Here is an 11,842-nt window from a genome sequence, read left to right on the forward strand (position 1 = left end):
ATCACTCCTACTAGGAGAAGCTGTTGCCACCGGGTGACACAGCTCATCGTGAGCAAGGACATGGTGTCCAGGGAATCCTCTGGCCCTCCCCGTCGTTGCATAGGGTGAGCATCACCCTGGCTCCACCCGGAGCTGACTGAAAGGACCCCCATCATGGCCGACCGTGTTCTCCGTGGAAGCCGGCTGGGAGCGGTCAGCTACGAGACCGACCGCAACCACGACCTCGCGCCTCGCCGCACTGTGCGCTACGCCTGCCCCAAGAACCACGAGTTCGAGGTGCCCTTCTCCGACGACGCCGAGATCCCCTCGGTGTGGGAGTGCAGGCTGCACGGCAGTGAGTCCGAGATCGTGGACGGCGGACAGCCGGAGCAGAAGAAGGTCAAGCCCCCGAGGACGCACTGGGACATGCTCCTGGAGCGTCGCTCGATTCCGGAGCTCGAAGATCTGCTCAACGAACGTCTCGCCGAGCTGAAGGGACGCAGGACCACCCGGTCCGCCTGACGCACGGCACAAGTAGCTAGCCCCACCACGCAGACGGCGAAGCCCCCGCGACCTCCCACCGCGGGGGCTTCGCCGTGTCCGGGGTCAGCCGGGGATCAGGTCGGCGACGAGTGGTGCTAGGGCTTCACGAAGCCGCCGCAGGTGCTCGGGTGGCGATTCGAGCAGCGGCAGCCGGACCGTGGCGTGCGGGATGATGCCGAGTTCGGCCAGTGCGGCCTTGGCCATGATCGCCCCCTGCGAGGTGCGCATGATCGTCTCCGTGAGGGGCTGCAGTGCGGCGGAGAGCCTCCGCGCGGTGTCGAGGTCTCCCCCGCGTACGGCACGGATGAGTTCGGCGTTGCGGTCGGCGAAGGCGTTGCCTACGACGCTGACCACCCCAGTGGCGCCGCACGCCAGATACGGCAGGTTGAGCTCGTCGATGCCGCAGTAGTAGGCCAGTGGCGTGCGGGCCATGACCGCCATCGCCTCGAACAGGTCTCCCTTGGCGTCCTTCACCGCCCGGATCCTGGGGTGGCCGGCGAGTTCGGTCAGGGTGGCCGCTTCCATGGCCGTCCCGGTGCGGGCGGGGACGTCGTAGAGCATCACGGGTAGTTCGGTGGCGTCGGCCACCGCCAGGCAGTGCGCGACGATTCCGGCCTGCGTCGGCCTGGAGTAGTACGGACAGACGAGCAGAAGCGCGTCCGCTCCGGCCGCCTGGGCTTGCCTCGCGCGATCGATACAGGCGGAGGTGTCGTAGGTACCGACTCCGGCGATCACGCGTGCGCGGTCTCCGGTCCGGGTCGCCACGGCGCGGACGAGCCTGGCGGCTTCGGTGTCGGTGAGGGTGGGCGCTTCGCCGGTGGTGCCGCCGACGACGATGCCGTCGCATCCGGTGGTCAGGAGGTGGTCGACCAGGCGGGTGAGGCCTGGTTCGCTGACTGCGCCGCCGGGTTCCATCGGGGTGACCATGGCGACGAGGTTGGAGCCGAAGAGCGATTCGGTCATGTGCTCGATCCTGTCGACGCCCATACCTGCGGTCCAGCGATGCTTTTTTGCCGGCATTGCGTAGCCTGGCTTTATGATCGAGATCGGGGCCTTGCGGGCGCTGCGGTCGGTGGCCGCTCTGGGGACGCTGGCGCGGGCGGCGGACGAACTGGGGTTCACGGCGTCGGCGGTGTCGCAGCAGATCAAGCGGCTGGAACGCCAGATCGGGACGCCCGTACTCGCTCAGGCGGGCCGCGGCGTCGTGCTCACTCCCGCCGGGCAGGCTGTCGTGGAGTCCTCCCTGGAGGTGTTCCAAGCGCTCGAGCGCTGCGCCGAGGCCGCCCGGTCGGTCGCGGAAGGCACGCCGCGCGGGGTTCTGCGTGTGGCGGCGTTCTCGACCGCGATTCGCGGGCTGCTGGCGCCCATTCATCCGCGACTGCTGGCGCGCTACCCGGATCTGCGGCTGCACATCACCGAGCAGGACCCCGACCAGGCGCTGCACAGTGTCGACGCCGGAACCGCCGACCTCGCGCTCCTTCATGACGCCGACGGGCTGCCCGTCCCCCTGTCCCCCGCTCTGTCCCGGCGGCTGGTGCACACCGACCTCGGTGACGTCGTCATGGCCGTGACCCATCCGCTGGCGAGTGCCGAGCCCCCGCTCGACGGCGCCGACCTGGGCGGGTACGCCTGGGTGACGAGCCCTCCCGGCACGGTGTGCCACCAGTGGTTCCGTCGCCTGTTCGCCGGTCTGGCCGAGGAACCCGACGTGCGGCATCTGGTGGACGACTTCTCCACGCAGTTGTCGCTGGTCGCCTCGGGTGAGGTTCTCGCGTTGATCCCGCGGCTGGCGCGTCCGCCCCTGAGCGAGGGGCTCGTGGCCCGGCCGTTGCGGCGCCCGCCGACGCGCGAGGTGCACGCGGCGTGGCGCCGCAGCGCCGAAGCCAGCCCGGCGATCCGGGCGGTGCTGGCGGAACTCTAGGCGGCTTGGTACCCGGGGATGTCCTCGACGCGGTGATACACCACCAGGCCGCGGGACAGCGCGATGGCGACGTCCTGGTCGGCGCCGGCGGATTCGCCCGGCAGGCGCAGGACGGCGTCGCAGTGGTGCAGCAGCCGGTCCGCGGTCGGGTACATGACCTCCTTGGCGACCGGGTCGGCCACGGTCTTCCCGCCCGCGCCGCGCAGCACCGGGAGCGCGACCCATTCGCCGATCATCGGCACGTGCCCGCTGCGGAAGATCGGCCAGGCGGCTTCTTCGAGCCGGGCGAGGTTGCGCGCGAGCAGTTCGGGGTCGTCCCCGGTGCCGGAGCGGAACGGGCCGGCGATGAGGATCATCAAAGGTTTGGTCATGAACCGGAGCCTAATGTGCAACAATCGGCAAGAACAAGGAGGAACGTGCACATGCTGGCTGCGCAACGCCGAGACCTGCTGCTCGAACGCCTGAAGACCGAAGGCCGGATCGTGGCCAAGGATCTCGCCGCCGAACTCGGCATATCAGAGGACAGTATCCGCCGTGACCTGCGGGATCTCGCGGACGCCGGACTTTGCCAACGGGTCTATGGCGGAGCTTTGCCGGTTTCCCCCGCCACCGCGGACTACGCGACGCGGATGGCGGTCAGTGTCGCGGGCAAGGAACGCATCGCGAAACGTGCAGCAGCGTTGATCCGGCTGGGGTCGACCGTCATCCTCGACGGCGGCACGACCGCGCTCGCGCTGGCGAAGGCGCTCCCGGTCGATCTCGAAGCGACCATCGTCACGCACAGTCCCACCGTTGCGGCCGCGCTCGTCACGCATCCGAAGGCCGAGGTGTTCCTGATCGGCGGACGGCTCTTCAAACACTCCGCCGTCACCTGCGGGGCGGCCGCGGCGGAGGCGGCGATGCTGGTCAACGCCGATCTGTTCTTCCTCGGCGTCACCGGCGTGCACCCCGAGACCGGGCTCACCACCGGCGACGCCGACGAGGCCGCGATGAAACGCACCCTCGCCACCCGCGCCGCCGACACCTACGTGCTGGCCAGCTCCGAGAAGATCGGGGCGGCGTCGCCGTTCACCGTGCTCCCCCTGTCCGACGTCGCGGGCGTGATCACCGACGCGGCGCCGGACGAACCGACGGTGAAGGAGCTGGGGAAGCTCGGGGTGAGCGTGCTCGGCGTCAGCCCTTCTTGGCCAGCCCGCGAAGCTGCTGCCAGCGACGCTTGATACCCCACATACCGACCAGGACGATGGCCTCACGCACGACCGAACCGCTCATCTTCGACTGGCCGATCTCCCGCTCGGTGAAGGTGATCGGCACCTCGACCACCTCGAACCCGGCGAGCTTCGTCCGGAACGCCAGATCGATCTGGAAGCAGTAGCCGCGCGAGGCGATCTCGTCGAGCGGGAGCTTCTCCAGCACCGACCGGCGGTACGCGCGGAAACCCGCGGTGATGTCGTTGATCTTCGTGCCGAGCGCGATCCGCGCGTAGAAGTTCGCCACCCACGACAGCGCCTTGCGCTGGAACGGCCAGTTCACCGTGCTGCCGCCGGGAACATAACGGGAGCCGATGGACAGGTCCGCGTCCTCGAGCGCCGCCAGTACCCGGGGCAGATCCTCCGGCGCGTGCGAGCCGTCGGCGTCCATCTCGACGATGGTGGCGTACTCGCGGGAGAGACCCCAGCGGAAGCCCGCGACGTACGCGGCGCCCAGACCCGCCTTCTCGGTCCGGTGCATGACCTGGATCCGCTCGTCGGCCTTCGCGAGCTCGTCGGCGACGTCGCCGGTCCCGTCCGGGCTGCCGTCGTCGACGACGAGGGCGTTCACGTCCGGGAGTGCCTTGAGCAGGCGTTCCAGGATCGGGCCGATGTTCTCCCGCTCGTTGTACGTCGGGATCACCACCAGCACCGGGTCGATTCCCTGGGCCCCCCGCGGCGCCTGCGCCATCCGCTTTTCCTCCGTGTTCCGGCGGGTCAGCCCGCCGCTTCCCTCGTTGCCTTGGCGGCGCTCGCGCGCCGGGTGCGGAAACGGAGCACGTACCCGCCGGTAATCCCGGCGATCGCCAGGGCCAGCAGTCCGTACTCCGTCGTCACACCGAGTAGATCCGACAGCGTAGTCTGCTGCCTCAGCGGTACGCGCCCCACCAGGGAATCTGCGGTGAACAGGCTGGTGGAGGCCATGATCGAACCGTCAGGCGCGACAATCGCGCTGACTCCGCTGGTGGCGGAGACGATCACGGAGCGGCCGTGCTCGACCGCCCGCAGCCGCGACATCGCCAGCTGCTGATAGCTCATCTCCCCCGGTCCGTACCAGGCGTTGTTGGTCGGCACGACGAGCAGTTCGGCACCATCGGCGACCGATTCCCTGCCCGGGTAGTCGAACGCGGTCTCGTAGCAGATGAAGACCCCGACCTTGGTGCCCGCGACCGACAGGGCGGCGTTGGCGCCGTCACCCGGGGTCATGTTCGCGACGCTGTCGACGAACGGCGTCACCAGCTTCGCGAGCTCACGGGCGGGGACGTACTCACCGAACGGGACCAGTTGCTGCTTGGCGTAACGCTGACCGGGGCCAGTGACCGGATCCCAGACGAGCGCGGAGTTCTGCGCCGTGCCGTCGGGCATCCGGACGAGCGCGCCGATGATCGCCTGTGTCCCGTAGTCCCGGACCATCTGGTCGACGCCGGCGTCGCCGGTCTTCATCGCCATCGCGGTCTCGGGCCAGATCAGCAGATCAACCTTGGTGTTGCTCGCCTTGAGCCGTTCGAGCAGCCGGGCGCTCTCGGCGAGATGGTTGTCGCGGAGCTCGTTGCGGCGGCCTTCCAGCGCCAGCCCGATGTCGGGGGCGTTGCCCTGCACCGTGGCGACGGAGAGTTCGCCGTCCTGTGCCTCGGTGCCGATCGTCGGCCACACCGCGAGACCGGCCACCACCGGCACCAGCGTCAAGATCGCCGGAGCGATGATCGAATGTCGCGTGAAGGACTCCTTCCCTGCGCTGAGCCGAGGGAAGGAGTCCTTCACGCGCAAGCAGACGGCGGCGAGGCCGAACCCGGTGAGCACGACGGCGAAACCGACCAGCGGAGCGCCACCCACCGAAGCCAGCGAGAGAAAGGCACCTTCGGGTTGGCTGAACGCGACACGGCCCCACGGGAACCCGCCGAAGGGGAACCACGCGCGCGGTGTCTCCAGCGCGATGATCACCGCCGCCGCCCACAGCGGCCCGAGCGGCAGCCTCCACACGACGGTGGCGAAAGCCCCGCCGAAACCGAGATACACCGACAGCGCCATCGCCAGCCCGAGCCACGGCCACGGACCGAAATCCGGGCCGAGGAAGTCCTGCAGCCAGGTCAGAAGCGGCAGGAAGAACGCCACCCCGAACACGAACGCGTAGCCGAACGCGCCGCGGAACCGGCGTCCGTGCACCACCAGCGCGAAACCGGTGAACGCCAGCGGCGCGAGCCACCACAGCGGGCGTGGCGCGAAACTCAGGTACAGCGTGAAACCCGACGCCGCGGCGATGAGGAAACGCACGAGCCAGGCGCGGGAGAACCGCTTCCGGGGCGCCGCCTCGGGATCCGGATCGGTCACGGTCGTGGACACTCCTGAACCCTAGGCCGTGCGGGTGAACGCGTCGTGGATGACCTGTCCGTCGCGGACCGTGCGCAGGCAACGCGGCAGCGGGGCGCCTTCTTCGAGGTTCGGCAGCGGGGGCACGCCCGCCCGCGGGTCGGTCGACCAGCGCTGCACGCGCGAGTCCGGCGTCGCGACGACCAGGTCCGTGGCGTCCCACACCGCGTAGTGCGCGGGAGCGCCCGGGACCAGGCTGCCGGTGACGCCGTCGTTGACCCCGGCGGCGCGGTGCCCGGCACGGGTGTGCGCGGTGAAGGACGCGCGAGCGGACAGTCCAGAGCCGGGGGTCCGGTGGTAGGTCCCGGCGCGGACTCCTGCCCACGGGTCGACCGGCGTGACCGGGGCGTCGGAGCCGAACGCGAGCAGGAGCCCTTCGGCGGCCATCGCGGAGAACGGGTTGAGTTTCGCGGCCCGTTCGGCACCGAGACGGTCGGTGTACATGCCGTGCGCGCCACCCCATTCCGCGTCGAACTGCGGCTGCACGGAGGCGACCACACCCCAGCCCGCGAGCGCCCGCGCCTGCTCGGCGTCGATCATCTCGACGTGTTCGAGCCGGTGGTGCCGGGCCGCGAGCGCGCGTTGGCCGACGGTCTTCTCCGCGAGACGGAACCCTTCGACGACCTCGGCGACGGCGGCGTCGCCGATGACGTGGAACCCGGCCTGTAAACCGGCCTCGGTGCAGGCGGCGACGTGCTCGGCGATGGCGGGGGCGTCGAGGTAGAGCGTCCCGGAGGTGCCGTGCGCGTCGGCGTAGGGCTGGTGCAGGGCGGCGGTGCGGGAGCCGAGGGCGCCGTCGACGAACAGGTCACCCGCCACACCCCTGGCGCCCAGCGCACGGGCGCGGTCGATTCCGCCGCGCTCGCCCCAGTAGCCGACGACCTCCGGCAGTCCCGGTCCGGCGGCGAGGGTGAGCAGATCGGTGAGGTCTTCGGCGCCGGAGATGTCCGGGCCGGCGCATTCGTGGACGCTGACGACACCCCGCGCGGCGGCTTCGGCGAGGAACGCCCGCTGGGCGTCGCGGCGCTGGCCGGGGGTGATCGCCTCGCGCATCGCGGCGCGGACGCGGTGGTGCGCGTCGCGGGTCAGCGGTCCGTCGGCCGACCAGCCCGCCGCGTCGTGTATGCCGGGCGCGAGGGCGACGAGAGCGCTGGAAACGAGCGCGGAGTGGACGTCGACGCGGCTCAGGTACACCGGGGTTCCGCTCGCGGCCTCGTCGATCTCCGCGCGGCTGGGCAGCCTGCCGTCGGCCCAGCGTGACTCGTCCCAGCCGTGCGCGACGAGCACCTGGCCGGGTCGCACGGCGTCACGGACCGCGGCCAGCAGTTCGGCGGCGCCGCGGATGTTCGCGAGGTTCAACCCGGTGAGGTGCAGCCCGGTCGCGGTGGCGTGGACGTGCGCGTCGACGAACGCGGGTGCGACGAAGGCGCCGTCGAGGTCGACCGTCTCGGCGTCGGGATGCAGTGCCTTGGCCGGGCCGTCCTGCCCCACCCAGACCACGGTGCCGTCCGTGATCGCCATGGCGGTGGCATCGGGCGCGGACGGGCTGTAGATCCGCCCGCCGAGCAGGAGTGTGGTTCGCACGTTGGTCACGCTTCCGAGTTTGCAGCGTGCGGGTGATCACGATGTGGTTAGGGTCGGTGAAATGAGCTGGGGAGCCCGATACACCAAGTCAGCAGCCGATCGTGCCGTCGTCGGGACCACTCTGTCCGCGGCCCTGGGACTCGGGGCGGTGGTCGTTTTCACCGCGGTCCGTGACACCGCGATCCTGCGGCCGTTGATCGCCTTGGCCGCGCCGTCGAAGTGGCCGTCGGAGCTGGTCGTGCCCTCGCTGCTGCCGGTGGCCGCAGTGCTCGCGGCCGTGTTCCTCACCCGGTGGTGGCCGTGGCTGCTGGTGGCGGGAGTCGTCCTGTCCTCGCCGACCGCCGTGGTGCACCTGGTTCCGGAGCTGGGCGCTCATCCGTCGCTGGTGACCGTCGCGTTGGCCGGTCCGCCGGTGGTGCTGCTGGCCGTGCTCGCGGCCGCGCAGGACCTCCTGCGGCGTGGCGCCAGGACCGCCGGGCTCGTGCTCATGGGGCTCGCCGTGGGGGCCCAGTTGTTCGCCGCGAGCCTGGCGGGCGCGTCCTGGCTCATGCTCGCGACCGGCGGCCTGGTCTGGCATCTGGTCCTCACGGCGCTGAGCCTGGCCGGAGCGGTGCTGGCGGTGCTCACCCGTGGTGCACGCGCCCAGGATCCGGAGTGGCCGGCGCCGCGTCCGCTGTCGGCACGCTTCGGTGTCGCCGCGGTGCTGGCGGTGCTGCTGCCGATGGCCGCGCACCTGATCGACGTCGAGACGGTGAGCAGGGTGCTCGACGTCTCCGCCGCGTCGATCGCCAGGCATCCGGACGTCACCGTGGCGATCGGCGGTGTGGTCGTGCTCGTCGGCGGGGTCATCGCCTGTGCGGTGTCCGGTTCGCGGGCGTTCTTCGCCGCGGTGACGTCGGCGAGTGCGCAGGTGGGCGCGATGGCGCCGCTGCTGCTGGCCGTGTACTCCGTGGCGTTCCAGCCGGTGCTGAGCTGGCTGGCCGCCGCGGTGGGCGTCGCCGCCGGCTGCCTGGCGGGAGCGTCACGGTGGCGGGTCGGATTCGCCGTTGGCGGGGCGGTGCTGTCCGCTCTCGCGCTGGCGGTCCTGGATCTGGGGACCGGTGGAGTGCCGGAGAAGCTGATCGACCACGAGGCGGTGATCCCCGGCGCGCTGCTGCTGGCGCTGCTGTGCGCCACCGTCGTCGCCGTGATCGTCACGACTGGGCCCCGGCTCGCCGAGCACAACGCCGTCATGCCCGCTCTCGGGCCGCTGGCTTCCGTCCTGGTCTTCGGTGGCGCCGCGGCGATGCTCGCGCTCCAGGCGCGCGACCAGGACGAGACGCCGACTGTGCTTCAGCCGGTCCACCACCTCGGTTTCTCGGCGGGCCTGCTGTTCCTCGCCGCCGTGCTGGTCGCGGGCGTGGCCGCCTTCGAGCACCTGCGCACCCGATCACCGGCGGAGACGGCCACCGGCTGACACTCCACGATTGGCAGGAATATTTACGTCTTCGGAACGATGTGACAGGATATTTTCACGCGTTTCCGACGACGAGGAGTACAAGTGACTGCGATCCAGCAACCGACCTCGCCGGTGGCCGCCTACGATCAGCCCTACGACTACACCCGAGTCGAACTGATCGAACCCGACTGGCGCCGCTTCCCCGGCTGGCACGACGTGACCGAGGCAGAGTGGCGAGACGCGCAGTGGCAGCGAGTGCACTGCATCCGTAACGCCAAGCAGCTGCGTGCCCTGATGGGCGACCTGCTCGAGGAGCGCTTCTACGAGGACATGCTCGCCGACCAGCGCGAGATGGCCACGATGTCGATGCTGCTGCCGCCCCAGATGATCAACACGATGGCACCCAACGCGGGTACCGACCCGGCGAAGGTCACCGAGGCCTGGTACGCCGACCCGATCCGCCGCTACATGCTTCCGGTGCGCAGCGACCGCGACACCGAATGGCCGAGCCACCCGCACTCCGAGCGCGACTCACTGCACGAGGCCGAGATGTGGGTGGTGGAGGGGCTGACCCACCGCTACCCCACCAAGGTCCTCGCCGAGATGATCTCGACCTGCCCCCAGTACTGCGGGCACTGCACCCGGATGGACCTCGTCGGCAACTCGACCGAACAGATCGAGAAGCACAAGCTCTCGCTCAAGCCGGTCGACCGCCAGGACGCGATGATCGACTACCTCAAGAAGACGCCCGGCGTGCGGGACGTCGTGGTCTCGGGCGGCGACGTCGCCAACGTGCCGTGGCCGCAGCTGGAGTCGTTCCTCATGCGGCTGATGGACATCGACACCGTCCGCGACATCCGGCTCGCGACCAAGGCGCTCGCCGCCCTGCCGCAACACTGGATCCAGCCGAAGGTCGTCGAAGGCCTCGAGCGCGTCGCCGGCACCGCGCAGCGCCGCGGCGTCAACCTCGCCATCCACACCCACGTCAACCACGCCCAGTCGGTCACCCCGCTGGTCGCGGAAGCCGCCAGGACCGCGCTCGACGTCGGCGTCCGCGACGTGCGCAACCAGGGCGTGCTGATGAAGGGCGTCAACGCCACCCCGGGCGAACTGCTGGATCTGTGCTTCGCGCTGCAGGGCGAAGCGAACATCCTGCCGTACTACTTCTACATGTGCGACATGATCCCCAATGCCGAACATTGGCGGGTTTCCGTGCACGAGGCACAGGAACTGCAGCACGCGATCATGGGCTACCTGCCCGGCTACGCCACTCCGCGAATCGTGTGCGACGTGCCTTATGTCGGCAAGCGCTGGGTGCACCAGCTCGCCGAATACGACCGCGAGTTGGGCATTTCCTACTGGACCAAGAACTACCGGACCGGGATCGAGCACGAAGACCCGGAAGCCTTGCAGCGGCGGTACCCGTACTACGACCCGATCTCCACCCTTCCCGAATCCGGCCAGCGCTGGTGGCGCGACCAACCGCGCTGACTATTTCGAGCACGCACATGATCCGGTGAGTCCGGTTCGGCAAAAAGGCGTGCCCTGAAGGCCTTCTCGGTGACCTCGGGTTGTGCATGAAGGAATCGGGACGCTCGATGTCCCGATTCCTTCATGCACGGACCGTCGTCAGCGAGCCGTTCCCGCGTCCAGATCGAGCAGCCGGCGACCCGACGACTGGAAGATCAGCACATTGTTGATGTTCACCGTCCACTCGTCGACGAACCTGTCCGGGTGGAAGTAGGACAGCCGGACCTCCTGCAGGTTCGCGGCGAGCATGCCGCTGGCGACACCGGTGAACGCCGGCTGACCGGGCATCACCTCGAGCAGCACCTCGTCCGCCAGCACCAGCCCGGGCCGCAACGACACGATCAGCGTGGGCGACACGGGAAAATCCGACCGGACGAGCACTTCCACTTCGAAACCGGACGGCCTACCCGAAGCCGGCTTGATCCCGCCGAAGACGACTGTCAACGGGCCGAACCGCAGTGGTCCGGGCGCGGTCGGCCGGACGACCACCTGCGCGGTCCTGTCCAGCCGCTCGTCGTCTTCGTAGCCCGCGGGCAAGAGCAGGTCCACGTCGGCTTCCGGCCCGCGGTCCTGACCGAGCCCGCGCGCGAGGGCCTCGGATTCGGCAAGCAGGTTGAGGGAAAGGTCCACCACGCCGTCAACCGCGTCGACGAGGTCGCTGCCCAGCTCGTCGATCCGCTCCTCGCGCCTGCTCCGCAGGCCCAGCCGGCTCGACCGGGAGAGCTGGCTGCGGGCCTGCTCATAGGCTTTGGGGCCGAAGAGCGGAAGCGACGTGGTCAGCGCCCGGAACGCCGCGCCGTTCAACGTGCTCAGCGCCGCGGGCACGGCGTCGGGACGGCCGGCGGACAGGGAGCACAGCGCCACGTACCGCTCGGCCACCGCGATCTGCAGCGGGGACTTGGCCGAAGCGGCCGCGGCGGCCTCGCGGAACCAGTCACGCGCGCGGGTCAGCTCGGCGGCGCGCGAGTTCGGCTCGGGCGCGGTGCCGGCGTCGCGCAGCGCCCGCTGCCCGGCTGCCAACGCGGTCGTGTACCGCTGGTCGAGCAACTCTTCGAGCTGACTGCCGATGGCGGCCAGCTGCTCGCTCAAGCGATCTTCGCTGGCCACCAATTCGCCCAGCAGTTCCGAAGCCAGCCCGCCGAGATCGTCGTTCCCGGTGAGCGCCCCGACCAGCTGGGAAGCGCCGTATTTCGCGGCGATCGCGGCGATCGCGGTCAGTGGCTCCATCTG

The 11,842-nt window shown here is 70.0% G+C and carries 11 protein-coding genes; 5 read left to right on the forward strand and 6 right to left on the reverse strand.

Annotated elements, in window-relative coordinates; all coding sequences use genetic code 11:
- The first annotated feature begins 153 nt into the window (after positions 1-153).
- Entirely contained in the window at positions 154-501 is a 348-nt protein-coding gene (locus ACZ5ZX_RS12620) for an RNA polymerase-binding protein RbpA (RefSeq protein ID WP_005151365.1), read from the forward strand.
- Positions 502-585: 84 nt separating this feature from the next.
- Here the strand turns inward: ACZ5ZX_RS12620 and dapA are convergent, their stop codons facing one another.
- Positions 586-1,485: a 4-hydroxy-tetrahydrodipicolinate synthase gene (dapA, locus tag ACZ5ZX_RS12625; RefSeq protein ID WP_465502121.1), complete on the reverse strand. Its 900-nt coding sequence runs from the start codon at positions 1,483-1,485 to the stop codon at positions 586-588.
- A gap of 73 nt (positions 1,486-1,558) precedes the next feature.
- On the opposite strand from dapA, the gene ACZ5ZX_RS12630 reads away from it, so the two are divergent.
- Positions 1,559-2,443: a LysR family transcriptional regulator gene (locus ACZ5ZX_RS12630; RefSeq protein WP_465502122.1), complete on the forward strand. Its 885-nt coding sequence runs from the start codon at positions 1,559-1,561 to the stop codon at positions 2,441-2,443.
- Here the strand turns inward: ACZ5ZX_RS12630 and ACZ5ZX_RS12635 are convergent.
- Complete coding sequence (locus ACZ5ZX_RS12635) at positions 2,440-2,814, reverse strand: DUF4406 domain-containing protein (protein WP_465502123.1); 375 nt, start codon at positions 2,812-2,814, stop codon at positions 2,440-2,442. The genes ACZ5ZX_RS12630 and ACZ5ZX_RS12635 overlap by 4 nt on opposite strands.
- 51 nt (positions 2,815-2,865) lie before the next feature.
- Here ACZ5ZX_RS12635 and ACZ5ZX_RS12640 point away from each other — a divergent pair, with 51 nt between their 5' ends.
- Entirely contained in the window at positions 2,866-3,663 is a 798-nt protein-coding gene (locus ACZ5ZX_RS12640) for a DeoR/GlpR family DNA-binding transcription regulator (RefSeq protein WP_465502175.1), read from the forward strand.
- On the opposite strand, the gene ACZ5ZX_RS12645 is transcribed toward ACZ5ZX_RS12640, so the two are convergent.
- Genes ACZ5ZX_RS12645 through ACZ5ZX_RS12655 form a run of 3 tightly spaced genes read right to left on the reverse strand, consistent with a single transcriptional unit; the run spans position 3,617 to position 7,653 of the window.
- Positions 3,617-4,384 (reverse strand): polyprenol monophosphomannose synthase, encoded by a 768-nt coding sequence (locus ACZ5ZX_RS12645; RefSeq protein WP_465502124.1) that lies wholly within the window; start codon positions 4,382-4,384, stop codon positions 3,617-3,619. The two genes, ACZ5ZX_RS12640 and ACZ5ZX_RS12645, sit on opposite strands and share 47 nt — an antisense overlap.
- Before the next feature lie 26 nt (positions 4,385-4,410).
- A complete protein-coding gene (lnt, locus tag ACZ5ZX_RS12650; RefSeq protein ID WP_465502125.1) occupies positions 4,411-6,033 on the reverse strand; it encodes an apolipoprotein N-acyltransferase in 1,623 nt (540 codons plus the stop codon).
- Between the two features lie 9 nt (positions 6,034-6,042).
- Positions 6,043-7,653, reverse strand: coding sequence for an amidohydrolase (locus ACZ5ZX_RS12655; protein ID WP_465502126.1), 1,611 nt, complete (start codon positions 7,651-7,653; stop codon positions 6,043-6,045).
- Between the two features lie 52 nt (positions 7,654-7,705).
- Between ACZ5ZX_RS12655 and ACZ5ZX_RS12660 the strand changes: the two genes are divergently transcribed.
- Together ACZ5ZX_RS12660 and ACZ5ZX_RS12665 are read left to right on the forward strand one after the other, a co-directional pair.
- Positions 7,706-9,100 carry a hypothetical protein gene (locus ACZ5ZX_RS12660; protein ID WP_465502127.1) on the forward strand — a complete coding sequence of 465 codons (1,395 nt, stop codon included), beginning with the start codon at positions 7,706-7,708 and terminating at the stop codon, positions 9,098-9,100.
- A gap of 84 nt (positions 9,101-9,184) precedes the next feature.
- A complete protein-coding gene (locus ACZ5ZX_RS12665) occupies positions 9,185-10,573 on the forward strand; it encodes a KamA family radical SAM protein (RefSeq protein WP_465502128.1) in 1,389 nt (462 codons plus the stop codon).
- A 138-nt stretch (positions 10,574-10,711) separates the two neighbouring features.
- On the opposite strand, the gene ACZ5ZX_RS12670 is transcribed toward ACZ5ZX_RS12665, so the two are convergent.
- Entirely contained in the window at positions 10,712-11,839 is a 1,128-nt protein-coding gene (locus ACZ5ZX_RS12670) for a hypothetical protein (protein WP_465502129.1), read from the reverse strand.
- Positions 11,840-11,842: the final 3 nt, after the last annotated feature.

The organism is Amycolatopsis sp. NPDC033938, from assembly GCF_055575975.1.